25 protein-coding genes are annotated in these 23045 nt (G+C 59.7%); 19 read left to right on the forward strand and 6 right to left on the reverse strand.

Features of this window, described 5'->3' with window-relative positions:
- Window positions 1-9: 9 nt before the first annotated feature.
- Window positions 10-909, reverse strand: a complete 900-nt coding sequence (miaA, locus tag FZZ90_RS05860; RefSeq protein WP_226424796.1) for a tRNA (adenosine(37)-N6)-dimethylallyltransferase MiaA — start codon at window positions 907-909, stop codon at window positions 10-12.
- A gap of 152 nt (window positions 910-1061) precedes the next feature.
- On the opposite strand from miaA, the gene gyrB reads away from it, so the two are divergent.
- From gyrB to FZZ90_RS05880, 4 genes are read left to right on the forward strand one after another with little or no spacing between them, the layout of a single operon-like run.
- Complete coding sequence (gene gyrB / locus FZZ90_RS05865) at window positions 1062-3029, forward strand: DNA topoisomerase (ATP-hydrolyzing) subunit B (RefSeq protein ID WP_226424797.1); 1968 nt, start codon at window positions 1062-1064, stop codon at window positions 3027-3029.
- Entirely contained in the window at window positions 3029-3334 is a 306-nt protein-coding gene (locus FZZ90_RS05870; RefSeq protein ID WP_226424798.1) for an SH3 domain-containing protein, read from the forward strand. The genes gyrB and FZZ90_RS05870 overlap by 1 nt, the downstream gene beginning before the upstream one ends.
- Window positions 3315-3695, forward strand: a complete 381-nt coding sequence (locus FZZ90_RS05875; RefSeq protein ID WP_226424799.1) for a CrcB family protein — start codon at window positions 3315-3317, stop codon at window positions 3693-3695. The genes FZZ90_RS05870 and FZZ90_RS05875 overlap by 20 nt, the downstream gene beginning before the upstream one ends.
- Entirely contained in the window at window positions 3688-4086 is a 399-nt protein-coding gene (locus FZZ90_RS05880) for a CrcB family protein (RefSeq protein ID WP_226424800.1), read from the forward strand. The genes FZZ90_RS05875 and FZZ90_RS05880 overlap by 8 nt, the downstream gene beginning before the upstream one ends.
- On the opposite strand, the gene FZZ90_RS05885 is transcribed toward FZZ90_RS05880, so the two are convergent.
- A complete protein-coding gene (locus FZZ90_RS05885; RefSeq protein WP_226424801.1) occupies window positions 4052-4525 on the reverse strand; it encodes a glutathione peroxidase in 474 nt (157 codons plus the stop codon). The two genes, FZZ90_RS05880 and FZZ90_RS05885, sit on opposite strands and share 35 nt — an antisense overlap.
- Window positions 4526-4597: 72 nt before the next feature.
- Here FZZ90_RS05885 and mgtE point away from each other — a divergent pair, with 72 nt between their 5' ends.
- Genes mgtE through FZZ90_RS05900 form a run of 3 tightly spaced genes read left to right on the forward strand, consistent with a single transcriptional unit; the run spans window position 4598 to window position 7863 of the window.
- Window positions 4598-6058, forward strand: a complete 1461-nt coding sequence (gene mgtE / locus FZZ90_RS05890; RefSeq protein WP_226424802.1) for a magnesium transporter — start codon at window positions 4598-4600, stop codon at window positions 6056-6058.
- 54 nt (window positions 6059-6112) lie between these two features.
- Complete coding sequence (locus tag FZZ90_RS05895) at window positions 6113-7120, forward strand: RpoD/SigA family RNA polymerase sigma factor (protein ID WP_226424803.1); 1008 nt, start codon at window positions 6113-6115, stop codon at window positions 7118-7120.
- A gap of 38 nt (window positions 7121-7158) precedes the next feature.
- Window positions 7159-7863 carry a hypothetical protein gene (locus FZZ90_RS05900; RefSeq protein WP_226424804.1) on the forward strand — a complete coding sequence of 235 codons (705 nt, stop codon included), beginning with the start codon at window positions 7159-7161 and terminating at the stop codon, window positions 7861-7863.
- Here FZZ90_RS05900 and FZZ90_RS05905 read toward each other — a convergent pair.
- Entirely contained in the window at window positions 7820-8743 is a 924-nt protein-coding gene (locus FZZ90_RS05905) for an alpha/beta fold hydrolase (protein ID WP_370631034.1), read from the reverse strand. The two genes, FZZ90_RS05900 and FZZ90_RS05905, sit on opposite strands and share 44 nt — an antisense overlap.
- Before the next feature lie 53 nt (window positions 8744-8796).
- Between FZZ90_RS05905 and FZZ90_RS05910 the strand changes: the two genes are divergently transcribed.
- From FZZ90_RS05910 to FZZ90_RS05930, 5 genes are read left to right on the forward strand one after another with little or no spacing between them, the layout of a single operon-like run.
- Window positions 8797-9759: a MoxR family ATPase gene (locus FZZ90_RS05910; protein WP_226424805.1), complete on the forward strand. Its 963-nt coding sequence runs from the start codon at window positions 8797-8799 to the stop codon at window positions 9757-9759.
- Window positions 9707-10603, forward strand: a complete 897-nt coding sequence (locus tag FZZ90_RS05915) for a hypothetical protein (RefSeq protein ID WP_226424806.1) — start codon at window positions 9707-9709, stop codon at window positions 10601-10603. Before FZZ90_RS05910 ends, FZZ90_RS05915 begins: the two co-directional genes overlap by 53 nt.
- On the forward strand, window positions 10600-12372 hold the full coding sequence (locus FZZ90_RS05920) for a transglutaminaseTgpA domain-containing protein (RefSeq protein ID WP_226424807.1): 1773 nt from the start codon (window positions 10600-10602) through the stop codon (window positions 12370-12372). The genes FZZ90_RS05915 and FZZ90_RS05920 overlap by 4 nt, the downstream gene beginning before the upstream one ends.
- Window positions 12356-12535: a hypothetical protein gene (locus FZZ90_RS05925; protein ID WP_226424808.1), complete on the forward strand. Its 180-nt coding sequence runs from the start codon at window positions 12356-12358 to the stop codon at window positions 12533-12535. The genes FZZ90_RS05920 and FZZ90_RS05925 overlap by 17 nt, the downstream gene beginning before the upstream one ends.
- A gap of 34 nt (window positions 12536-12569) precedes the next feature.
- Complete coding sequence (locus FZZ90_RS05930; protein ID WP_006853923.1) at window positions 12570-14429, forward strand: recombinase family protein; 1860 nt, start codon at window positions 12570-12572, stop codon at window positions 14427-14429.
- Between the two features lie 155 nt (window positions 14430-14584).
- Here FZZ90_RS05930 and FZZ90_RS05935 read toward each other — a convergent pair whose 3' ends face one another.
- On the reverse strand, window positions 14585-17296 hold the full coding sequence (locus FZZ90_RS05935; RefSeq protein WP_006853922.1) for a DUF3854 domain-containing protein: 2712 nt from the start codon (window positions 17294-17296) through the stop codon (window positions 14585-14587).
- A 539-nt stretch (window positions 17297-17835) separates the two neighbouring features.
- On the opposite strand from FZZ90_RS05935, the gene FZZ90_RS05940 reads away from it, so the two are divergent.
- Both FZZ90_RS05940 and FZZ90_RS05945 read left to right on the forward strand, forming a co-directional pair.
- The gene (locus FZZ90_RS05940) at window positions 17836-18321 is read left to right on the forward strand and encodes a hypothetical protein (RefSeq protein WP_006853920.1); all 486 of its coding nucleotides are present in this window, start codon (window positions 17836-17838) and stop codon (window positions 18319-18321) included.
- 128 nt (window positions 18322-18449) lie between these two features.
- Window positions 18450-18605, forward strand: coding sequence for a multicopper oxidase domain-containing protein (locus FZZ90_RS05945; protein WP_006853919.1), 156 nt, complete (start codon window positions 18450-18452; stop codon window positions 18603-18605).
- Window positions 18606-18629: 24 nt separating this feature from the next.
- Here FZZ90_RS05945 and FZZ90_RS05950 read toward each other — a convergent pair whose 3' ends face one another.
- Window positions 18630-19028 carry a MerR family transcriptional regulator gene (locus FZZ90_RS05950; protein WP_226424809.1) on the reverse strand — a complete coding sequence of 133 codons (399 nt, stop codon included), beginning with the start codon at window positions 19026-19028 and terminating at the stop codon, window positions 18630-18632.
- Between the two features lie 46 nt (window positions 19029-19074).
- On the opposite strand from FZZ90_RS05950, the gene FZZ90_RS05955 reads away from it, so the two are divergent.
- Genes FZZ90_RS05955 through FZZ90_RS05965 form a run of 3 tightly spaced genes read left to right on the forward strand, consistent with a single transcriptional unit; the run spans window position 19075 to window position 20296 of the window.
- The gene (locus FZZ90_RS05955; RefSeq protein ID WP_226425032.1) at window positions 19075-19776 is read left to right on the forward strand and encodes a DUF305 domain-containing protein; all 702 of its coding nucleotides are present in this window, start codon (window positions 19075-19077) and stop codon (window positions 19774-19776) included.
- A gap of 32 nt (window positions 19777-19808) precedes the next feature.
- Window positions 19809-20024, forward strand: a complete 216-nt coding sequence (locus FZZ90_RS05960; protein ID WP_226425033.1) for a DUF3721 domain-containing protein — start codon at window positions 19809-19811, stop codon at window positions 20022-20024.
- Window positions 20021-20296 (forward strand): hypothetical protein, encoded by a 276-nt coding sequence (locus tag FZZ90_RS05965; protein WP_226424810.1) that lies wholly within the window; start codon window positions 20021-20023, stop codon window positions 20294-20296. The genes FZZ90_RS05960 and FZZ90_RS05965 overlap by 4 nt, the downstream gene beginning before the upstream one ends.
- A gap of 35 nt (window positions 20297-20331) precedes the next feature.
- On the opposite strand, the gene FZZ90_RS05970 is transcribed toward FZZ90_RS05965, so the two are convergent.
- On the reverse strand, window positions 20332-20865 hold the full coding sequence (locus tag FZZ90_RS05970; protein ID WP_226424811.1) for a DUF411 domain-containing protein: 534 nt from the start codon (window positions 20863-20865) through the stop codon (window positions 20332-20334).
- Between the two features lie 269 nt (window positions 20866-21134).
- Here FZZ90_RS05970 and FZZ90_RS05975 point away from each other — a divergent pair, with 269 nt between their 5' ends.
- Together FZZ90_RS05975 and mutT are read left to right on the forward strand one after the other, a co-directional pair.
- Window positions 21135-21878, forward strand: a complete 744-nt coding sequence (locus FZZ90_RS05975) for a recombinase family protein (protein WP_226424812.1) — start codon at window positions 21135-21137, stop codon at window positions 21876-21878.
- Window positions 21878-23035, forward strand: coding sequence for an 8-oxo-dGTP diphosphatase MutT (gene mutT / locus FZZ90_RS05980; RefSeq protein WP_226424813.1), 1158 nt, complete (start codon window positions 21878-21880; stop codon window positions 23033-23035). The genes FZZ90_RS05975 and mutT overlap by 1 nt, the downstream gene beginning before the upstream one ends.
- Window positions 23036-23045 lie beyond the last annotated feature (10 nt).

Genomic DNA, 23045 nt, shown 5'->3' on the forward strand with positions numbered 1-23045 from the left:
CTGCATCCTTCACATTAGATGTTGCTCGATCAACGTCATCGCATCCGTCACCGTTGCCTGGTCGGGCAGCCAGTGGGGGTTGTGTTGGCGCCTGAACCAGGTGCGTTGGCGTTTGGCGAACTGGCGGGTGCGTTGGCATGTGATTCGCAACGCATCTGCAGTGCTCAGGCTGCCAGCAATTACCTGCAACGCTTCGCCGTAGCCGATGGTTTGCAGCAGCGGCAGATCAGCGCCGTAGCGCCCGCTCAGGTGCCGAGTCTCCTCCACCAGCCCATCGCGGTAGAGCTGTTCGGTGCGTTGTTGGATCCGCTGGCGAAGATTGGCGGGGTTAAGGCCCAGTTCCAGCACCCGCCAGGGCGGAGGTGTGGCGGTCACCTGGCGGCTCATCGGTTGCCCGGAGGCGTAGAGCACCTCCAGGGCGCGCTGGGTGCGCACGGCATCGGCTGGAGCGATTTTGGCGGCTGCTTCGGGGTCGGCGGCCTGCAGCAGGGGGTGGCAGATGCCCTGGCCCAGGTCCGTCAGCTGCTGGCGCAGCTGCGGTTGGGGGGGCACCGCCGGAGGTTGCAGGCCACTGGTGAGGGCTTTGAGATAAAGCCCACTGCCGCCCACCAGCAACGCAATACCCCGTTGGTCCAGCTCAGCATTGATGCAGGGATTGGCTTCCGCCTGAAACTCCTGCAGCGTGATCGGCTGATCTGGCGTGCGCAGGTCAAGGAGATGGTGCGGCACCCGCGCCTGTTGCTCCGATGTCGGCTTGGCCGTCCCCAGATCCATCTCTCTGTAGAGCTGGCGGGAATCCACGTTGATCACCGGCAGATCCAGTTGTTCGGCGATCTCCAAAGCCAGGGCGGTCTTGCCGCTGGCGGTGGGCCCGAGCAGGGTGATCACCAGGGGATTGGAGCTATTCAAAAGCGTGAGGGGGGTGCAGCCCGGCTTGGAACGACCTCTGAGAGGCCTCTGCAAGCCTCTATAGACAGCCGGTGGTAGATTGGCATTGTCAGGTCGAGGTTTAGAGCCGTTGCGCCCGCCCATGACCCGGTTTCCTGGCTTGAGACTTATTAATGAGCGACGCTTCTAAGGTCCAGAACGCCTACGGCGCTGAGCAGATTCAGGTGCTGGAGGGGCTTGAGCCCGTTCGCAAGCGCCCGGGCATGTACATCGGCACCACGGGGCCGCGGGGCTTGCACCACCTGGTGTACGAAGTTGTTGATAACTCAGTTGATGAAGCCTTAGCGGGCCATTGCGACCGCATCGTTGTCGTCTTGGGGGAAGACGGTTCTGCCTCGGTTAGCGACAACGGCCGCGGCATCCCGACGGATGTTCACCCCCGCACCGGCAAGAGTGCTCTTGAGACAGTGCTGACGGTCCTGCACGCCGGTGGCAAATTCGGCGCCGGTGGTTACAAGGTGTCCGGCGGTTTGCACGGTGTTGGCATCTCGGTGGTCAACGCCCTGAGTGAATGGGTGCAGGTGACGGTGCGCCGTCAGGGCCAGATCCACCGCCAGCGCTTTGAGCGGGGTCTTGCCATCGGAGCCTTGGCCTCGGAGTCGCAGCCCTCGGAAGAGTCTGGCGAGACCGGCACCACCGTCAGTTTCAAGCCCGACCTTGAAATCTTCACTGGCGGCATCGTTTTCGATTACGCCACTCTCTCGGCGCGCCTGCGGGAACTGGCTTATCTCAATGGTGGTGTGCGGATCGTCTTCCGTGATGAGCGGGAGTCGGCCCGGGATGACGAGGGGAATCCCCATGAGGAGACCTACTTCTACGAAGGGGGTATCAAGGAATACGTCGCCTACATGAACAAGGAGAAGGACGCTCTTCACCCCGACATCATTTATGTGAATTCGGAGAAGGATGGCGTCCAGGTGGAGGCAGCTCTGCAGTGGTGCTCCGATGCCTACTCCGACAGCATCCTTGGCTTTGCCAACAACATCCGCACCGTGGATGGTGGCACCCACATCGAAGGCCTGAAGACGGTGTTGACCCGCACCCTCAATGCCTTCGCCAAGAAGCTGGGCAAGCGCAAGGAATCGGATTCCAACCTTGCGGGGGAGAACATCCGCGAAGGTCTGACGGCGGTGCTTTCGGTGAAGGTGCCGGAACCGGAATTTGAAGGTCAGACCAAGACCAAGCTCGGTAATACCGAGGTGCGCGGCATCGTCGACAACCTGGTGGGTGAGTCTTTAAGCCAGTTCCTCGAGTTCAATCCCTCTGTCATTGGCCTGATCCTGGAGAAGGCGATCCAAGCCTTCAATGCCGCTGAGGCTGCCCGCCGAGCCAGGGAGTTGGTGCGGCGCAAGAGCGTTCTGGAAAGCTCAACCCTGCCGGGAAAACTGGCCGACTGCAGCTCCCGCGACCCCGGCGAATCCGAGATTTACATCGTGGAGGGCGACTCCGCTGGTGGCTCGGCCAAGCAGGGCCGCGACCGTCGCTTCCAGGCGATTCTGCCGTTGCGGGGCAAGATCCTCAACATCGAGAAGACCGATGACGCCAAGATCTACAAAAACACTGAGATTCAGGCGCTGATCACGGCCTTGGGCCTGGGGATCAAGGGTGAGGACTTCGACGTGAAGAACCTCCGCTACCACCGGGTCGTGATCATGACCGACGCCGACGTGGACGGCGCTCACATTCGCACCCTGCTGCTCACCTTTTTCTACCGCTACCAGAAGGAGCTGGTGGAAGGCGGTTACATCTACATCGCTTGCCCACCGCTCTACAAAGTTGAGCGCGGCAAGAACCACACCTATTGCTACAACGAAGGCGATCTGCAGAAGACCCTGCAGGGCTTCGGCGAGAAGGCCAACTACACGATCCAGCGCTTCAAGGGCCTTGGCGAAATGATGCCCAAGCAGCTCTGGGAAACCACGATGGATCCCACTACCCGCACGATGAAGCGTGTTGAGATCGAGGATGCCCTCGAGGCCGATCGCATCTTCACGATCCTGATGGGCGACAAGGTGGCGCCCCGACGGGAATTCATTGAGACCCACAGCGCCGAGCTGGACATGGCAGCCCTCGACATTTGATGGGGCCTGTTCTGCGTTGGAGTTGGCTGTTGGGGGTGGCCCTGATGGCCCCGGCAGCTCTGCCGGCTGGTGGTGCTGACAGGCGTCAACCGCAACCCCGACGCCGCGAGGCGTCTGGGCCCTTACACACGTCGACTGACCAGCCCTTGCACTTCAGTCCGCTGGAGGTTGCTCCACGGCTGCGCACCCTCAAGGCGGGATCCTCCCTGCGGCTGCTGCGGCGTTGGTCCGCTGCCGATGGTCAGGATTGGTTGCACGTGCAAACGCTTTCGGGAGATCAACGTCGTGGCTGGCTCCGCGTCTGAAGCTGTCTTGGTGGGTCTGGGGGCGATCCCCGGGGCCTGGCTGCGCTTGAAGGTGGTGAACCACTTCCAGCCGATGGTGCCCAAGAAGCACTGGGGCACCTTCATGGTGAATGTGGTGGCTTGCTTCGCCCTGGGTCTGGTGCTGGCGCTCAATGAAACATGTGCCCCCAGCACCGGCATTGCTTTGCTGATGGGGGTGGGTTTTTTCGGCAGTCTCAGCACCTTTTCAACCTTCGCGGTGGAGTTGTTGAACGAGTTGCGGGCTGGCCAAACGCTGACGGCGTTGGTGCTGGCGGCGGCCTCAATCGGTGCAGGCTTGCTGGCCTCTGCCGTTGGTTATGGACTGGTGACCCATGCCTGAAACCCAGCCGAGCCTGCAACTGGAACTACAGGAGCTGTTGCTTGTTGGTGCGGGTGCTGTGCCCGGAGCTCTTCTCCGCTGGCAGGTGGCTCTGCATCTGGGTGATCAGAACCTGCTGGTGAATGTTCTGGGGGCCGCCCTTTTGGGCTTGCTGGCTGGGCTCCCGGCGGCGCGACGGCGTCAGTTGCTCATAGGCATTGGCTTCTGTGGTTCGCTCACCACTTTCAGCAGCTTGATGCTGGCGGCCATGAAGCACCTGAGTTCAGGTGACTGGGCCGCCGCACTGGGCTTGATCGGGCTGACCCTCGGGCTGGGACTTGGTGCCGCAGCCCTGGGATTCAGCCTCGGGCGATGGTTCAAGCCGCCAGAGCCGCCTCAATCGCCGACTTGAGGTCTTCAGGGGTGACGGCGCTCTTGAAGCGAGCGATCACTGTGCCGTCCTTGCCCACAAGGAACTTCTCGAAGTTCCACTCCACATCACCGGCGGGATCCATCTGGTTGAGGGTGGTGTATGGCTCGGTGGTGCTTCCTTTGGCGTTCACCTTCTCGAACAGTTCGAAGTCGGCGCCGTAGGTGGTGGAGCAGAAGCTCTTGATTTCGTCCAGGCTGCCTGGCTCCTGGGCGCCGAAGTCGTTGCAGGGGAAGCCCAGAACGGCAAGGCCCTTGGCGGCGTAGGCCTCGTTTAGTGCCTGCAGACCCGCGTACTGCTTGGTGAATCCGCAGCGGCTGGCCACGTTCACGATCAGCAGCACCTTGCCGGCGTAGTCGCCCAGGGATTTGCTGCTGCCGTCAGGTGTAGTGACGGAAACGGCGCTGACGCTGATCGCCATGGTGGAACAGAGATGGAGCGCAGAGGTTAACCGGCTGTAACGGCCATACACTGGGCTCCCGGCCGGAGGGGCATGACGGAGGCATCGGGGCTGAGCAGTGCTGGCGTAAGCATGGAGCCCGAGTTGCTGGCTGAGGCGGTTTCCCATGAGCTCGTCGCGATGCTCCAGGCGGGCAACTACGACGCGGTGAAATTGCTGCTGGAACCGGTTCAGCCGGTGGACATCGCTGAAGCGATTGGCAATCTTCCAGCCAACCTGCAGGCGATTGCCTTTCGTCTGCTTAGCAAGGACGAGGCCATCAGTGTTTATGAATACCTCGACACCGCCACTCAACAGAGCCTGCTGAGCCTGCTGCGTTCCGGTGAGATGCGCGAGGTGGTGGAGGAGATGTCGCCGGATGACCGCGCTCGGTTGTTTGAGGAGCTGCCGGCCAAGGTGGTGCGGCAGTTGCTCAGTGAGCTGAGCCCCGATGAGCGCAAGGTGACCGCTGAGTTGCTGGGATACCGCGCGGAGACGGCCGGTCGCTTGATGACGACTGAGTACATCGCCTTTAAAGAAAACCAGACGGCGGCGGTGGCACTGGAGATTGTGCGGCGGCGTGCCCGCGACACCGAAACGATTTATTCCCTCTACGTGACGGATGCGGAGCGACGCCTCACCGGCATCCTGTCGCTCCGTGATCTAGTCACAGCAGACCCACAAGCCCGCATCGGCGATGTGATGACGGAGGAGGTGCTCAGCGTCAGCACCGACACGGATCAGGAGAAGGTGGCGCGCACGATTCAGCGCTACGACTTCCTTGCTGTTCCCGTGGTGGATTTGGAACAGCGCTTGGTGGGCATCGTCACGGTGGACGACGTGATCGATGTGATCGAGCAGGAGGCCACCCGTGATCTCTACGCCGCCGGCGCCGTGCAGGCCGGCGATGACGACGATTACTTCAGCAGCAACCTGTTCACCGTTGCTCGCCGCCGCGTGGTGTGGCTGGCGGTGCTGGTGCTCGCAAGCTTTTTCACATCGGAAGTCATCGCCGCTAATGAGGACGTGCTGCAGCAGGTGGTGTTGCTGGCGGCGTTCATTCCCTTGCTGGGTGGCACTGGCGGCAACGTGGGGGCCCAGAGCTCCACGGTGGTGATCCGCGGTTTGAGCACACAGAGCATCTCCAGCCTTGGTCCGTTAAAGGCGATTGGCCGCGAAGCCATGGCGGGGGCGTTGCTGGGGGTGTTGATGATGCTGCTGGTGGTTCCCTTTGCTTGGTGGCGAGGGGAAAGCGCTTTGGTGGGCCTCTCGGTGGGGATGAGCCTGCTGGCGATCACCACCCTGGCTGCCACAGCGGGCGCTGCGTTTCCGCTTCTGTTTGATCGCATGGGTCTGGATCCAGCCCTGATGTCTACGCCCTTCATCACCACCTGCACCGACGTGGCTGGAACGCTGATTTATTTGAAGACGGCGGGGTGGCTGCTGGTCCACCTGCCGCAGCTGGTTCAGGCAGGAGGTATTTCTACCCATTTCTTCGTCTTGGGCGTTTTCTGAGAGTCTGTTTACGTTTCTTAGGAGTACTCTTCACATAACTCAAAGAAGCGCCCCATGGCTCCGGCTGCGACCGCTGCTTCCAAGCCCAAAACTGCTGCTAAAGCTGCAAGAACCGTCACCGCTGACGTTGATCTGGTTCGTTCTTACCTGCGAGACATTGGCCGTGTGCCCCTGCTGACTCACGAGCAGGAGATCACTCTGGGCCGGCAAGTCCAGGAGTTGATGGATCTGGAGTCCCTCGAGTCTGAGCTGGAGAGCAAGGCCGGTGAGAAGCCCAGTCGCGACAAGCTGGCCAAGGCTTCAGGGCTGTCATCGATGCAGCTCAAGCGCAAGCTGCAACATGGCCGACGGGCCAAGGAGCGCATGGTGGCTGCCAATCTCCGGCTGGTAGTGAGCGTGGCCAAGAAGTACACCAAGCGGAACATGGAGCTCCTGGATTTGATCCAGGAAGGCACCATTGGGTTGGTGCGTGGTGTGGAGAAGTTTGATCCCACCCGCGGCTACAAATTCTCCACCTACGCCTACTGGTGGATTCGTCAGGGCATCACGCGGGCCATTGCGGAGAAGAGCCGCACGATTCGGCTGCCGATTCACATTACCGAGATGCTGAACAAGCTCAAAAAGGGTCAGCGCGAGCTAAGTCAGGAGCTGGGCCGCACGCCCACCGTCACCGAGTTGGCCGAGTTCGTTGAACTCCCGGAAGACGACGTCAAAGATTTGATGTGCCGAGCCCGTCAGCCGGTGAGTCTGGAGATGAAGGTCGGTGATGGTGACGACACCGAACTGCTGGAATTGCTTTCCGGCGATGGTGATCTTCCCAGCGATCAAGTGGAGGAAGACTGCCTGAAAGGTGACTTGCGCAGCCTGTTGGGTCAGCTTCCTCACCTACAAGAGCAGGTCCTGCGTATGCGTTATGGCATGGACGGCGAAGACCCGATGAGCCTCACCGGTATTGGCCGGATTCTGGGCATGAGCCGTGACCGTGTCCGGAATCTTGAGCGTGACGGTCTGGCGGGTCTGCGCCGGGTGAGTGATCAGGTGGAGGCTTACGTGGCTTGCTGAGGCTTCTTTAGGCTGCGGTTGAGACACTGGGCCCCGCTTTGAAGCGCCAATTGCAATTTGTTCATATCGGTAAGTGCGGAGGTTCAACAGTTGCAAAACTGCTATCTCATTCGTCTGTTGTAAGTGAAAGGTACTCCTCTTTTTTCGAAACGCATATCAATGGTGTTGTAGTTGATTCAAGTTGTGATTATCTTTTTTGTCTTCGTAATCCGATTGATCGTGCCTTCTCGGCTTTTGAGTGGCGTAAAAAACTTGTAATTGAGGAGGCAACGCCGGATCAGGTTCGTCGCTTTCCAGGGGAAAGAAAGGTTCTACGCCACTACCAGAGTTTAGGCAGAATCGCTCGTGCTCTTTACCGCTCAGATGGGCGGCTTGATCAGGCTGTGGCGAGAGATTTTCATTCGGTGCATCATTTACGCGAGTCGATTTCTTTTTACTGCCAGCCTCTTTTGGGTGTGCTTACCTCTAGAAATGTCTTGGGTGTGGTGTGCCAGGAAGACTTGGCTGCTGATTGCTCCAGAATTTTGAGGGTTGACGCTTCAGGATTAAGAGAACGCAGCAATGATTCAAAGCATCGTATCGATCAGGATCTTGATGCAGAAGCGATGAACAATCTCAAACGCTTTCTTGTTGAAGATTACCAATGCATTGCAGCGCTTTGGAGCCTTGGGGCGCTTAGCGACCAGCAGTTTTGGCGCGTCATGACGTCGTCTGTGGAGGCATTGGAGTCATCAGTGTTCTGAGCAAGGCCTTGTTAGTGGCTCTCGGTGCCTCGTCATGGGGACAGTGCCCGGCCTCAGAAATCACCACGAGCGAGCGCACGCATTGGATGGTTTTGCTCCAATGTTGAGCTTCTGGCAAAGGCTCCCAGGGATCCTTCTCTCCCCAGATCAGATCTACGGGAACAGCCAAGTCCTCCATCAGTTGAGGGGCGAGATAGTCGTCAAAAAGGTTGATGAAGCCACGGAAAGCTTCCGCGGCACCTGCGCGTTGGGTGGGTTGGAACAGTAGATCCACCAGCTCGTCGTCGATGTTGTGGCCGCTGGGGTAGGCCTGCTTCAGCACGCTGCGGATTACGCCGGGGCGGGCGGCATTGCGGAATAACGCCGTGCTCAACCATCGCTGCCGAACCATCTTTTTCAGCAGCGGCCGGGTCCAGCCCATCCAGGCCGGTTGAGTGGCCAGCTGTTTGTCATCCATCAGGCGCTGGGCGCAGTCGATCAGCACCACGCCACGGCAGCTCTCTTCCAACAGTTGTGCGGCTCGTAGGGCCACAACTCCACCGATCGAGTTGCCCACCAGCAGCACGGGTCGTTGCACTACTTCAGCGCAGAAGTCAGCCACCTGCTGACCCCAGAGATCAAAGCCGTAATGCACGGCATCTGATTCGACGGGCTCATCCTTCAAGCGGGCCCGCGGCTGATCACTGCGCCCGAAGCCGAGTAGATCGATGGCATAGGTCGGCGCCTGTTTGGCCAGTACTGGTTGGTTGAACCGCCAGTGGTTGGTGTTGGCCCCGAAGCCATGGATCAGCAGCACTGCCGCTTCTGCCTTGGGATCCCCCATTAGGCTCCAGCCAATGGATCGCTCGTTCCAGCTCCAGAGGTTGTTGCTCGGGCCCACTCTTTGGCTTGCTGTGCCCTTGCATCCTGGCGAGGGAACGGCTTGGATCGGGGTTGGCCCAGCGTTGGCTCAGTGACCTGTCAACTTGGAGCAGTGCTTGGCGTGATCCCTTGGCTGCACCGGAGCTGTTGCCCTTGATCGAGGCTGTCGGCCGGGTGCTGCTGGGGAAGGACCATCAGGTGCGCCTGGCCATCAGTTGTTTGCTGGCCGGTGGTCATCTGCTGATCGAAGACCGCCCGGGGATGGGGAAATCGACCCTGGCTGAAGCGTTGGCCAGGGTTTTTGCTCTCGCCTTCAAGCGTGTGAGCTTCACCAGTGATCTGTTGCCGGCAGACCTCACGGGCTTGAACGTGTTCCATCCGGCGGAGGCCAGCTTCCGCTTTCAGCCCGGCCCGCTCTTCACGCAGGTGTTGCTGGCCGATGAGATCAATCGCGCCAGTCCCCGCACCCAGAGCGCCCTGCTGGAGGCCATGGCCGCTGGTCGCGTCAGCGTCGATGGTGTCAGCCATGGCTTGCCCAAGCCGTTTTTTGTGATCGCGACCCAGAACAGCCTCGATCAGGTGGGCACAAGCCCCTTGCCTGAGGCCCAGCTGGATCGTTTTCTGATGCGCTTGAGTCTGGGTTTTCCCGATCGCGCGTCTGAGCGGGCGTTGCTTTGCGCTGGGTTTGATTCAACCTTCGACAGCTCACTGCCTCGGCTGGCTCCGGAGGCCCTGCAGCAGTTGCAGCAGCGTTGTTCTGCCCAGCACTGCTCTGAGCTTCTGATCGATTACGTCCTTGATCTGGTGGAGGTCAGTCGTCAGCGGCATCCCGGTCTCTCTCCGCGGGCCAGTCAGGGCCTCCTTGCAGCTGCCCGCGCCTGGTCGCTGCTCGACGGACGCGATCATGTGGTGATTGACGATGTTCAGTCCGTGTTGCCGGCCGTGGTGGAGCATCGACTGGATGCCGGTTGTCCTGCCCGTCATGGCGCACCGCACAGTGAAGCCCTTCTTCAAGCCGTCCCGGCCTTGCGCTGAACTGAAGCTGGGGCATCGCAGCCTCTACATCATTCCCAGTCGCTTCGGCGCGCTCTGGATCGCGGCGGCTGGCCTGTTGCTGCTGGTGGCCATTCAGACGGGAAGCAACAGCACCCTGCTGCTCGCTTTCGTGATGCTCGGGCTGATGTTGCTGGCCATGTTTCTCACCCACGACACACTCCAGGGGCTCACCCTGCGCTGTGATCAGCCCGCCCCGGCGTTTGCTGGTGAGCCGGCGCTCTATTCCTTGCAATTGGACAGCGCTGCAGCTCGGCCCCGTTGCAGCTTGCGCGTTCAGGGGCATGCCGTTGTGGACTGTGATCGCATTGCCGCAGGCCGCGCGACCCTCTTTCTTCCCTGGGTGGCGGGGCATCGGGGCTGGCAGCTGCCGCCGCCCGTGCAGATCGAGACCATTGCACCACTCGGGTTGTTCATCTGTTGGGGGCGATGGCAGCCCCAGCAGCCGCAGTTGATCTGGCCTCGCCGTTGCCCTGGCCCTGTTGCTGAAAAGCAGCCTCCGCGCTCCAGGGATGGCCTTGAGGAATGGCAGGACCTCAGGCCTGTGCGCGAGGGCGAACGACCTGCCCTGGTGGATTGGGCCAGTGCCGCTCGAGGCAGGCCCTTGCAGGCCAAGCTGTTCAACGACCCCGAGGAACCTGAAGTGATCCTCACCCCTGCACCAGGCGTTGAACTGGAGCTGGCCCGGGAGCATCTGGCGGATCGCATCTGGCGCCTGCACCACAGCGGAGCCTGCTTCGGCCTGCAGTTCCAGGCCATCAGCCTGGCGCCATCGAAGGGGGTGCGCCATCGCGATGCTTGTTTGGAGGCGTTAGCGACGGCATGAGCCATCAACGCCATGTGTCGTTTTTGGCCTGGTGTGCGTTGTCGCCCCTGCTGCTGCAATGCCTCGCATTGAATTGGTCCGCACCCCTCACCTGGCCCACATGGGCGTTGGTGTTCTGTGCCCTGTTCAAGCTGCGGGAATGCCGGCGGCCCTTCGACCGGCGGCTCGTCGCCCTCCTGCAATTGGTCTCCACCGGCCTGCTGGCGGCTCAGCTGCAGGGGCTTTTGGCGAGCGTCCTTCAGCTGGTGGCGGTGTTGCTGGCTCTTGCCGGTTTGCTGGGCCATGAGCTGGCTGGCTCCCTTGGCTTCCGCGGATTTCTGCAGCGCAGCCTGCAGCTGCTGGGGGCAGCGTTGCCCCTTGCGCTGGTGTTGTTTTTGTTTGTGCCCAGGCTTCCACCGCTGTGGACCACTGAGTTGGGCCCCGCCCGCGGCGCGGTCACTGGTCTGTCTCCAGACCTAGATCCCCTCAGCATTGCCGAGCTGACGCTGGTGGATGGCTCGGCAGCACGGGTTTTGCTCCCGGAGGTGCAGCCCCTGCCAACGGATGCCTACTGGCGGGTGTTGGTGCATGAACAGTTCGATGGCCGCCGCTGGCAGCACCGGGATCCTCACGTTCCTCGGGGTGGCTCTGGTCGCCCCCAGGTGGGGGAGGGAACCAGCCAGTGGTGGGTGGTGGAACCTTCAGCCACCAGGGCTGTCCCCTGGGATGGCTCCGCCTTGCCGACTTCGCCGGATCAGTGGATCACTCCGGAAGGTGAGCTGCTGGTTGGTGCCGCATCGCGTCAGCGCCGCTCCTTTCGCCTGCGGTCTCCCGAAAAGGTGGCGGCCTGGCAGCAGCGCCCCCCCATTCCCAGTGAACGGCAGGCGCCGCCAGATTCCTTGCCCAGACTGAAGACCTTGGCGCAACAGTTCCGAGGGCTGCCCACGGGGCGTGAACGGTTGGAGGCGGTTGAGGGTTGGTTTCGGCGTCAGCCCTTCCGCTACAGCCTTCAGCCCGGTGCGGTTGCTGATCTGGATGCCTTTCTGTTCGATCAGCAGGTGGGGTTCTGCGGTCACTACGCCAGTGCTCTGGCCGCCTTGCTGCGGGCTGCCGATGTGCCAGCCCGCGTTGTGAGTGGCTATCAGGGCGGCCATGTGGTGCAACCCATGAGCGGCAATCCCTATCTGGAGCTGCGCCAGAGCGATGCCCATGCCTGGGTTGAGCTGTGGTTGGAAGGGGAAGGCTGGCAGCGGGTGGATCCCACCCTTTGGGCCGCAAACTCTGGTTTGCCTGCTGCCGCAATGGCTGCTGAGTCAGCGCAGCGCCAAGGGGGCAACGTGCCCTGGTGGCGCTGGCTCCAATGGCAGTGGTGGGGCCTGGATCTGGCCTGGACGCGCTGGTGGTTGAGTTTCGATCAGTCCAGTCAGCAGGCTTGGCTGCAGATGCTGTTTGGAGTGCAGCTGCGTTGGTTGGGTGTGGCGATTGTGATGGGTGGAATGGCGGCGCTGACGGCTGGTTGGCTGCTGTTGCATCTGGGCCTCCGGCCCCGTTCTCCCCTATCGCAGTCCCTTCGTCTGTTGGCCCGTTGGGGAGTTGTGCCCCAGCAGGGGGAAAGCTTCCCGTGTGTTTGCCGGCGAGCCGCGAAGATGCACCCCGATCTGGCCACCCTGTTGGAGGCGATGGCGGATCAGCAGCAGCTGCTTGCCCATGCCCCGCTCAACCCACCCCAGCGCCGGCAGCATCGGCGCCAATGGCGGCAACTCCGCTCCAGGCTTGCCCAACTCCGTTGAACTGAGCGCTTGCTTGCTCCTCTGGTGGCAGACCCATGGCCGTCGAGATCCTGAGCAGAAGCCCTGGATGTTCAAGGCGCCTGGAGGCTGGCCTGAAGCGGCTCATTCGCTCAATCCCTACGGCATCTGGATTGCTGAGGTGATGCGGTGCTCTGCGGCATAGGTGACTAGCTTGTCTGTGTCGGGCAAGCCTCTCCATGGCGCTGGCTTATTCCTATCGCCGCGTTTCCAGTGGTGGCCAGGCACAAGGCGATAAGTCAGGTCTGCAGCGCCAGGAGGAGGCTCTAAAGGATTGGATGCGCAGGCATCCCGACTTTCGTCTTGCTGAGGAACTTCTCGATCCAGGCGTCAGCGCTTACACCGGCCGGAACCGCACCCAAGGGGCGCTGGGGCGGTTTCTAGAGGCAGCTCGCTCCGGTTCTATCCCGAAGGGGTCCGTGCTGGTCGTTGAGGATCACAGGCGCTTCTCCAGGCAAGAGCCTCTGGATGCACTGGAGTCTCTGATCCGGGATGTCTGGGGGCAGGGGCTTGGGTTTGCGGTCTGCAGCTATCAGGGTGGCTCTCCTTTGTTCAGAGAGACGACTGGGGCCCAAGACCTCGCCATGCTGTCGTTCCTCTTCGCACAGGCTCATGCCGAGAGCGACGAGAAGTCGAAATGGTCTCGTGGTGGGTGGCGCAAGATTTACGAGGCGCAGGATCGTGGTGAGAGGCCGCGGCATCGCAATCCCTACTGGATTGACCGGGATGAGTCGTTGCCTGACAACCCATTTCGCTTAAACGGCTACGCCAAGTCGATCGAGGCCATGTTCAAGATGTGCCTGGCGGGGATGGGCCAGACGCAGATTGCCGATGAGCTGAATACGGAGGGCTATGCAGCCCCTCCTGCATCTAAGGACGGTCGTTGGAACCGTGGTCAAGTGAGTCAACGGTTAAGGGACCCCGCTGTCACCGGCTTGTTGCAGCGCAAAAACAGCCATGAGATACCGGGTTATTACCCCTCTGTTGTTGATCAGGAGACCTTCACAAGAGCCCAACGGGCGAAGGCAACGCGTGATCGGAAGCGTTCAACCACCAAGGCGCGGAAAGTTCACTTCCTGTTCAGTGGTTTGGTCCGTTGCGCGGGTTGTGGGTCTCTGTTGACTTACAGGGCGGCCGGTCGATACGCCAGACCCGGGCATCCCGGTTATGTCACCTGTTCTGACAGTGCTGGTGCGGTCGCAAAGCAGGGTGCGACGCGATGTCGTGAGCAGCTTGGTGCTTGGCGGAAGTCGCCGACCATCAATCTTCCTTTGGATGAGGCCGAGGCGATGCTGATGGCGACCTTGTCGTTGGCCGACTGGCAGAACCTCTTCCCCATCCAGATGGGGCCGGAAGTGGAGGATTTGAGCAGGCAGATCCGTACTGCAAACGATCAGCTTCAGGAGCTCAGTGGAAGGATTCAGCGCGGTGAACATCGTCTTGCTGAAGAGCTGACGAAGGAGCTGCCCAACGAGATTCAGGTCTCTGTTCTGACCGGTGCCATCTCTCAGGCGCGTGAGCAAGTTCTAGAGCTCGAGCGAGAGATTTCTGAGTTGAACTACAGGCTCAGCGAGTTACGCCCTCAGGACCCTGTGCTGAAGGCGCAGGACACAGTCGAGATCGTGTCCCAGTTTCTTCAGCATGGGCTTCAAGAGATTCCCAAACGGATGCAGTTCAACTCTTGGCTTCAGCAGCTCGGTATTTCTTGGGTCATGAGTGGAGACTCGATTCAGCTTCACTACAACCGGCTTGGTCCCAATGGGTTTCCGACGGATTCCTGGGGGACTGCGCTTGGAGAGCTGCATGCCCTGCGAGCGATGGGTTACGAGCGCGGCTTTGCCTTCTTGTTCGCTGGCAAGACTTGGTTCAATCAACTGGTGACAGGACGAGGAGGGGTGATCAAGGAGCCTGGCAAGTTTCCGCGGCCTGTCTTCCCCCCAGAGGTTGTGGCTGGTCTCCAAGAGATTGCTCGCTTCCGTGCATCAGAGCTTGGTTACGAAGTTGATCTTGGAGGCGATAGAAGCGAGGGACGACAATGAAAACAAGCGTGAGCTTCAGCAGTTCCCTGAAGGCGCTCTGTTCGAGTTATCAACAGTCTTCTTTGCTTCGAGCTGAGTGTGGCGACTCTATGGACTGGAAAGATGTTGGACGTTGCCCTGTTTTTGTAGTGGGGTGTGTAGATCTATAGACCCCACTACAAGAATGGGGACAGCTCCAACGCGATCACCTCAAAGCGGTAGGTACGGACGCCATCAACCTGGAGCCTCTGCCTCTGGGTGGTGAACCCCGCCACCTTGAGCAGCGCCTTGGCGAACGTTGCGGGGACGTCGTCGTCTGGTCCAGGAATGGTGACGCGGCCACCGAGGATGTCTCGCAGTTCCCGTGCCTCGTGCTTATTCAGGCTCTGCACCTCTGCTGCCATCGCGCGGAACTCAGCGCTATCGACAGTGAATGACCTTGCAGCGATCAGGTCATGCACCCTGACGCGCAGCATCCACACATAGGCATGGCTGGGGTCTACCGCTGCCAGGTCCACCCAAATGCCGTTCTTGGTCTCCCTACTGGCCTCTGAGTTGGCCTGGTCAATGGTCTTCTGACCAGTCATGACCTCATGGATCAGCTGGGTCCGGCGGCTCAGTTCAGCCTGCTTTTTCTGTTTATCCCGCTGAGCCTTCGGGATAACAACAGCGTTGTCGCTGATCAGCTCGTCAAACGGCCGGAGCGTGTAGCCCTGATCCTTGAGGCGGCATGCCAACACGTGCTCGTTATTGACGGCCTCATAGTTGACCCGAGCTTCGAGGGCGACTGAGTAGCGCACGGTTGCCGGGTCAACGCCTTTCAGGTGGTCTCGGTAGAGCTCCTGCATCTTCGGGTCGATCGCAGTGAACCTGGCACGGCTGACCTCTTCTTGTGATGTCCGCCCAGTTCCGATCTTTGCCATCGGTGCTGAGACAGGCGACAGCATGATCCGCCGATCTGCGCTTCGTGCCCTGGCGACGGCTTGCATGGCGTCTTGGGGGGCCATCGCGAATTGCTGCACACAAGCAGCGATGCCAACGGTTGAGGCCTCATACGAGATGCCAGAGACCACAGATGGGCTGTATCCGACCAAGGTGTACTGACCTGCGACCGCATTGGTGTTGGACATCAGTTCAGCGACCTCCAAGGATGAGGAGTTGTCGCTGTGGATCAGAAAGCTGCGAGAAAAAGGTGCGCTGAATTTCTTCAGTGACTCTGCTTCGCCCATCGAGAGCCAGACCTGCTGGCCTTGATCGATGGTCTGTCCGCACAGCTGCTGGAGCTTGTCGATGTTGTCAGCAGTAGCGGCGCCATAGAACAGGTCGGACTGCCGGCGAAACGTGGTGTTGATGACCTGAGGTTGAACACCAGACAGCGCCTGTAGCCATTCCAGCTCGATGTCGCCTATGCCCGCTTCAGCAGCGATGATGATGAGCTCTGGGTTTCGTATCAACCGTTCAACTGACCGGATCGCCTCACGCCTGCTGTCTCTCATCCCGTCAGTCCCGTCCAGGAGCAGATGCAGGGTTGCTTGGGTGAGCTCGTCAAGGAACAGCACAGCTGGCCTGGGGTTCTCCTCCAGGTCGTGGCTCCATCTCCACATGTCCAACTCGCCGCTGTCCTTCTTGATCGATTCGCAGCAGCAGAACAGACCGTCCCTGCGCTCTCCACGTTCACGCTCAAACGTGCCTCTGGATGAGCTGAGGTCCCTGACACCGAACTCAGCAGCGCCTTTGTGGACCAGCGAGGCACGGTGATACAGACCCAGCACGATGACCTTGTGGCCCAGGGCCTGCTCCATCAGGTCAATGGCACCGACTGAGGCCTTGGTCTTGCCAGTACCCGTGGGGCCCTCCAGGGCGATAATTCGCCCCTGCATCCGCGCCTTGACCAGGTCCTCCGGCTCGAACTCGCGATCGATCGTGGTCGTCCGCCAGTTGCCCTTCAGTCGGGAGTAATGGCCCTTTTGACCCTCGTTCAGGTTGAAGCTGTCGGTTTGATCGGCTGAGCGGTCAAACGTGCCGGCGACCAGTGCCTTGCCCTTCGCCGCGAAGTAGTCGTCCGTCTTGGCCTTGCCTGGATCTGTCCAGGTGAACCAGTTGGCATCAGCTCCAGCTCGATTCAGCTGCCCTGCTACTCGCTGCGCAGCGCGCTCAGAGTTGCTGCCGTTGTCAAACCTGACAATCATCCGACGGCCACCCTTCGCGAGCTTCTGCAGGGGCACACGGAGGCGATCTGATCGGGTCTTTTGCCCTGCTGAGTTGATGCCGTTAATGCCGACGGCGAGCTGACCATGGGAGGTCGCAGACAACGCCTTAAGGGCTGATTCCTCGACCCAGATGGGGACCGCCGGGTTACTGAAGATGAACTGCCATGCCATCTCCGGGGTGTACTCCTCCCGAGTGCAGATGAACCCGTGATGATCCAGCAGATGCAAGGCGTACTCCCACGTCAACGGCGGGAGGTAGACCTTCACCTGGGTGCCGGTGCAGTCGAAGCGAACTTCACCCTTCTCTCGGGTGCGGATGCTGGGGTGCTTGCGTTGGCCTGCAAAGTGCAGTCCGGTCAGAAGCACGCCTTTGTTGGTCATCCCGACGCTGTAGATGTTCCAGTTCTCGGGCGGAGTTTCTCGGAACCTGTAGTCCGTCTTGCGAGTGATGGAGCGCTCTTCCCAGGCGACCTCGTTAGGGCGCAGGTTGAGATTTTCTTTGACCTCCTTGATCTGCTCCTGTGCCTTGCGATTTAACGCCTCACGCCAGCCTTCATCAGCGCCAAGCGTGATCGCTCCGCGGATGTAATCGTCAAGATTAATCAGATGGTCGACAACTAACTCGGCTCTGAGTTGCTCAGTTGTGTGGGGCCTGAGGCCCTGAAAGTTCTTGCGCATTGGGTTTGTGTGTGAGGAAGGTCCGGACCGACCACCTCGCACACACAGGGCCAATGAACCCAAACGAGGTGGCTATCCGGCTCAGGGAGCTACTCCTGAGGTTGTTTAAGTTCGCCACAGAAGTGGCAAGAGAGCAGTTGTTGTTCTCGTTGCAAGTGTTCCGAAGCGGTGGCAACTACCTCGAAATGCCAACCCTTCAAGTTACCTGGGCTTGTTCAGGTTCGTTCGGAATGTCGATAACAACCGGAAGCCTGGAGTAGTTACCTCTCTCTCTTGGCTTCCTTTAGAACCGATCTTGATTCCTTTTACAAGGGCCAACCCAATAGATCCTCAGGATGGATGGAGAGAAGGCGTAGAGCCTTCATCGAGAAGCAGTGGGAGGCGACTGGAGGACGTCCACTTCGCTGGGAATGCTGCCCGCTAGATCACTCTGAGCAGCTACAAAATCACCACCAATCCGAACGGTTTGGCTCTTCCGGATGAAGCTCGATGACGCTGCTTGAAGCCCGTTGGAAGCCTGTTGGAAAGCGCACAAGTCGATGAACTCCTTCCCACAACTCCCTGGTGAGCCCGCAGATGCCTTCGAGCAGCTCCTGCTGCATCGAGACTTTGGCCCCAGTCGTCAGTTCAGTCAGACAGCGGATGTTGTGGGCTGCTCTGAATCAACCCTGCGCCGACGAGCAGAACAGTGGCGCTGGAACGAGCGTCTGGCTGACTACGACTCCGGGATGCTTCAGCAGGCATCAGAGGCACGAACGAAGGAGGACCTTGAGCGCTGCAAATACCAGCTTGAGACGTTCCGACAAGAGCAGCTCGCACGAGCTCGCACCGTTGGAGATCGAGCTGAAGAGCTACTGGCGATGGTCGAGCGCAGCGTCAGGCATCACCTGGAAGCTGGCACCGTTCTCCAAGGGCGTGAGCTTCCTTCCGTAATGGCCGCGGCCTGCAAGGCCTTGGAGGGTGCCATGAACATCGAGGCGACGGCTCTTGGGGTCGCAGGGCTGCTTGAAGATTTTTCGAACTAACGAAGACTTTTGACGGAAAGATGGAGTGAACACAGCATGAGAGCTTCTTGAAGCTGGTCCCCGTCAGCGCCATCTGGCTCCAGAAAACCTCCGGCGTTCAGCTCTAAGGTCTTCCATGCGATGGATTGATGAGGCTGGCCTCGATGCGGCCTTTTGTGCAGCATGTAGAAACCGTCCAAGCGCGCACCCGCTTCAACGACTTTGGAGGAAAAAGCGTTTATCATTGCCACGTTTTTGATCACGAGGATCTCGGCATGATGGGAAATATTTTGATTGAAGCCTGAACACTGCGATACTCGTACGACTGATCAAGCCCCGCCACAAGGCTCCCAGCTCTTCAACATCGTTTTGATCTCAGTCTCCAGCACCTTCAATTCATCCAGGCGCTCATGAATCTCGCTTAATTTTTCGCGCATCGTGGTCTTGAGATCACTGCAAGTACAGATTCCAGATCGCTGTGCCTGAATTACTTTTTTCACCAAATCAAGAGGCAAGTCCATGGCCCGCAGACGAAGGATTAGACTAAGTTCGTCAAAAACAGACTCATCAAACAATCGATATCTGGAATCGGTACGTGATACTGGCAGCAATAAACCTTCATCACAATAAAAACGAATCGTTTTCACCGAAATGTTGCTTCTTGCAGAGACAACTCCAATCTTGAGTAGATCGCCAGGCGCTTTAGGCACGAAGGGTTGACTCTCCACTGACTGGAGACTCCACAATAGCGACGTGATTGTTCTTGTTGCCACCATGCGTCGCATCGCTTTTGCTCTGGCCGCCATCTCGGCACTGCCCCCTCAAGTCGCATTGGCCCAAATGGACCATGGGATGCATCACCCAGCACCTGAAAAAACGAAAGAGGCTGCACCCCCCCATTCCGGCAACCATCAGCACCATGCCCATGGCATGGGCCCCGCAGGCAGCACCTATGACCTCCGCTTCATCGATGGAATGGTGGAGCACCACGCCGGTGCGTTGCGGATGAGTGAATACGTCTTCAACATCGGCGCCCCTGGGGTGGGGGCGTTGGCAAACAGCATCTGGAACGAGCAGGCCCGTGAGATCAAGGCGATGCGCCAATGGCGCAAAGCCTGGTATCCCGATGCACCGGTGTATCCCGTGGCATTGCGCCCTAACGGGGACCCCAACTCCATGGCAGATCTTGTGCGCATGAGTTCTGATGTGATTGCCGCGATGCGCATGTCAGGAACGAAGCCGACACGTGAAAACAGGGTGCAGTGGTTCCTAGAGGGAATGATTGAGCACCATGGCGGCGCCCTTCAGATGGCCCATGAGGCTCGCGAAAATTCCACCAATCCCACCATCCTTCGCCTTGCACGCGAGATCATCGTCGCCCAACGCAAAGAGATCATTGATCTCCGCAAAATGTTGCAAAGCAAGGGCATGAATAAGCCGGACTACTACAAATTTGATGGCCTTTTCGCGCTGTGAAAGCAATCACTTTTAATGCCTTCACCACAACGATGATGGGATGGATCTCCATCTCATTCGCCCTCGTCGCTGCTTTCGTTGTCCATCCCATGGCCAGCCATGCTCACAGCAAAGGCATCTACCAATCCAAAGCTGACGCGCAACAACGTGCCAGTGAGATTGGTTGCACATCAGTCCATGAAAACAAAGGACATTGGATGCCCTGCTCAGATGAGCGTGAACTCCACCGCCAACTCCGCAAGCAATGAACCAAGCCCGGAAGAAGATCTCCATTCGGGCACGAAGAGTTCATCGATGGTTTGTACCAATCGCCGCTCTTCCGTTGCTGATCACCGCCGGTACGGGATCTCTCTACAGCTTGCTCTTGGAGCGAGACATAGATGCCTTTTGGCTACTCAAGATCCACACCGGGAATTTAGGTGTTCTGAACCTTCAGCCTTTCTATCCAATGCTCTTGGGTGGGCTCACCGTCGTCGTGACAGTGTCGGGTGCAGCGATGCTTTTTAAACCATCTCGATGACAGATCATTCCCTGTAGCGGTCTTTCTGAAACCGCTCAGTAGCGCGCAAAGACGGAGGTTGTTCCGTCATGGGCAATGGCGAGCACCTCGAAACGTTTAGCCTCGACGCCAGCCACCTCCATCCCGGGAGAACCCACTGGCATCCCTGGAACAGTCAAGCCTCGGATATTGGGCCGTTCGATCAAAAGACGCTTGATCGAAGAAGCAGGCACATGCCCTTCAATGACATAACCCTCCACCACCGCGGTATGGCAAGAAGCCTGTTGAGGGCTTACACCACGCGCCTTCTTCACGGCATCCATGTCCTCGGTGACATGGTCCTCAATGCGGTATCCCGCTGAAGCGATGTGGGATCCCCATGACGTACAGCAACCGCAACTCGCCGATCGATACACCGTTATCTGTGGCCCGGTCGCACCACTAGTGACGGGCATCTCACCATCCCCTTTCGCATCACCATGCGCCTCAACCGGTTGACTCGCTGAAAGCAGAGAGACGACCACGAAGGCTCCGACCAAGCTCTGTCGCAAGGCAGTTGAACACAGGTGCGCAAAACGCGAAGCCTTCATGGATTCCTTTAGGAGACAAATGAGATCAAGCTCCGCATTATCGCGAGTTGAGCTTTGTCCAGACCAGTTCCAGGCTCTTGCTGGCATCGATGCGCAGACAGCACGAATCGTGCTGGAGAACTCGGTAGCTCTGAAGGTGGATAACTCGGGGCTTTATTGAGTTCAGCGTCGGCCTTCATGGCATGCGCTGACTACCCATCAATAAAGTTCGCTGTTACAGGTTCAACCGACGTAGACTTGTGGAACAACCGACTGGATTCCCGTTGTCTTTGCCTGATCGTCCTCTGAGTCCGAGTCGTTGGCTGGCCTACTACCGGGTCAGTACAGATCGCCAGGGAAACTCCGGCCTGGGCCTCGAAGCGCAGCGGGCCAAGGTTGAAGTAATGGCTTCCGAGCGGGGGGCTGTGATTGCGGCTGAATTCGTGGAGGTTGAGAGCGGTCGGAAGAACGATCGTCCTCAGTTGGCCGCGGCTCTGGCTCAGGCTCGCGCGGAGAAGGCTGTCATTGCTGTTGCCAAGATCGATCGTCTGGCTCGTGATGCTGGCTTCGTCTTGAAGCTCGCCAACGAGGCAGAAAAGAACGGGATGGGTGGCTTCATCTTCTGCGACTTGCCAGACATTGATGCCACCACCAGTGCTGGTCGGATGGTTCTCACGATGATGGCCAGCGTTGCTGAGTTCGAGGCACGTCGGATCAGCGAGCGAACTAAAGAAGCGTTGGCCGCGGCCAAGGCCCGAGGCGTGTGTCTTGGGGGGTACCGGGAAGGTGCTGCTCAGAAGGCGTCGGAGCGCAAGCAGAAGGCCATTGCTGAGGCGGAGGGACTGCGCGGGGTTCTTGAGCCAATGGTTCGTGCAGGCTTGAGCTACAGGGCCATGGCTGATGCGCTTGCAGGGGTTGGCAAGCTCAGCAGCACGGGAAAGCCACTGGCTCCGGCGCAGATCGGTCGGATCCTGCAGCGCTTGGGTTTGTCGGGAAAGCTGCTGGGCAGTGACCAGGCTTGGGTCGCTGCCTGATGGGTCAACGACGCAGCGCTGAGCATCGCGACTTCAGTCCTCTAGCGGCTGAGCTCAGTCACTCCCTGCTGGCCTGGTGGGAAGTCCACGGCCGGAAGGATCCTGCGCTGAAGCCGTGGATGTTCACCAAGGACGGAAGGTGGCCCGAGCCCCATGAACATCTCAATGTCCTGGAGTGCTGGATTGCCGAGGTGATGCTGCAGCAGACCCAGTTGGCCGTGGCGCTCCCCTACTGGAGGCGCTGGATGGCGGTGTTTCCCACTGTGGAGGCCGTGGCCGCGGCGTCTCTGGATGAGGTGCGGTTGCAGTGGCAGGGCCTGGGGTATTACTCGCGGGCGCGTCGGCTGCATGAGGCAGCGCAACTGCTGGTGGGCCACCCGTGGCCGCACAGCTTGGAGGTTTGGATGGCCTTGCCGGGCATCGGCCGCACCACCGCCGGCAGCATCCTCTCCAGTGCCTTCAATGCACCGTTGCCGATCTTGGATGGCAACGTCAAACGGGTGCTGGCGCGATTGACGGCCCATCCGCGTCCTCCGGCCCGCGACGACGCCCTGTTCTGGCGCTGGAGCGAGGCCTTGCTCGATCCGCTGCGGCCGCGGGATACCAACCAGGCGCTGATGGATCTGGGGGCCACGCTTTGCACCCCCCGCCAGCCGGACTGCCACCGCTGCCCCTGGCAATCCCACTGCGCTGCTTACGCTGCCGGCGATCCCCGCCGTTGGCCCGTGACCGATGCCCCCAAGCCCCTGCCTTTCCAGGTGATCGGCGTGGGTGTCGTGCTCAACGCGCAGGGTGAGGTGTTGATCGACCAGCGCTTGGAGGAAGGCCTGCTGGGGGGGATGTGGGAGTTCCCAGGTGGCAAACAGGAGCAGGGCGAAACGATCGAAACCTGCATTGCCCGTGAGCTCACGGAAGAGCTCGGCATTGCGGTGACGGTGGGCGCTGAACTAATCACTGTTGATCACGCCTACAGCCACAAGAAGCTGCGCTTTGTGGTGCATCTCTGCGACTGGGTGTCGGGGGAGCCGCAGCCCCTCGCGAGTCAGCAGGTGCGTTGGGTGCGGCCAGATGACCTGGGGAATTACGCCTTTCCAGCCGCCAATGCTCGGATCATTGAGGCGCTGCTTGGCAGGTTGGGCGGCTCTGCCCACCCTTAGGGAAGGTCCT

Source organism: Synechococcus sp. MU1617 (assembly GCF_020514235.1).
In the GTDB taxonomy this organism is placed as follows: Bacteria; Cyanobacteriota; Cyanobacteriia; order PCC-6307; family Cyanobiaceae; genus Parasynechococcus.

Bases quoted from the DNA above. Each gene is read 5' to 3' on its own strand.
- gyrB (WP_226424797.1), top strand. From the start codon at position 1,062: ATGAGCGACGCTTCTAAGGTCCAGAACGCCTACGGCGCTGAGCAGATT.
- FZZ90_RS05870 (WP_226424798.1), top strand. From the start codon at position 3,029: ATGGGGCCTGTTCTGCGTTGGAGTTGGCTGTTGGGGGTGGCCCTGATG.
- FZZ90_RS05880 (WP_226424800.1), top strand. From the start codon at position 3,688: ATGCCTGAAACCCAGCCGAGCCTGCAACTGGAACTACAGGAGCTGTTG.
- FZZ90_RS05885 (WP_226424801.1), bottom strand. From the start codon at position 4,525: ATGGCGATCAGCGTCAGCGCCGTTTCCGTCACTACACCTGACGGCAGC.
- mgtE (WP_226424802.1), top strand. From the start codon at position 4,598: ATGACGGAGGCATCGGGGCTGAGCAGTGCTGGCGTAAGCATGGAGCCC.
- FZZ90_RS05895 (WP_226424803.1), top strand. From the start codon at position 6,113: ATGGCTCCGGCTGCGACCGCTGCTTCCAAGCCCAAAACTGCTGCTAAA.
- FZZ90_RS05915 (WP_226424806.1), top strand. From the start codon at position 9,707: ATGGCGCACCGCACAGTGAAGCCCTTCTTCAAGCCGTCCCGGCCTTGC.
- FZZ90_RS05920 (WP_226424807.1), top strand. From the start codon at position 10,600: ATGAGCCATCAACGCCATGTGTCGTTTTTGGCCTGGTGTGCGTTGTCG.
- FZZ90_RS05930 (WP_006853923.1), top strand. From the start codon at position 12,570: ATGGCGCTGGCTTATTCCTATCGCCGCGTTTCCAGTGGTGGCCAGGCA.
- FZZ90_RS05935 (WP_006853922.1), bottom strand. From the start codon at position 17,296: ATGCGCAAGAACTTTCAGGGCCTCAGGCCCCACACAACTGAGCAACTC.
- FZZ90_RS05940 (WP_006853920.1), top strand. From the start codon at position 17,836: ATGAACTCCTTCCCACAACTCCCTGGTGAGCCCGCAGATGCCTTCGAG.
- FZZ90_RS05945 (WP_006853919.1), top strand. From the start codon at position 18,450: ATGAGGCTGGCCTCGATGCGGCCTTTTGTGCAGCATGTAGAAACCGTC.
- FZZ90_RS05955 (WP_226425032.1), top strand. From the start codon at position 19,075: ATGCGTCGCATCGCTTTTGCTCTGGCCGCCATCTCGGCACTGCCCCCT.
- FZZ90_RS05960 (WP_226425033.1), top strand. From the start codon at position 19,809: ATGATGGGATGGATCTCCATCTCATTCGCCCTCGTCGCTGCTTTCGTT.
- FZZ90_RS05965 (WP_226424810.1), top strand. From the start codon at position 20,021: ATGAACCAAGCCCGGAAGAAGATCTCCATTCGGGCACGAAGAGTTCAT.
- FZZ90_RS05970 (WP_226424811.1), bottom strand. From the start codon at position 20,865: ATGAAGGCTTCGCGTTTTGCGCACCTGTGTTCAACTGCCTTGCGACAG.
- mutT (WP_226424813.1), top strand. From the start codon at position 21,878: ATGGGTCAACGACGCAGCGCTGAGCATCGCGACTTCAGTCCTCTAGCG.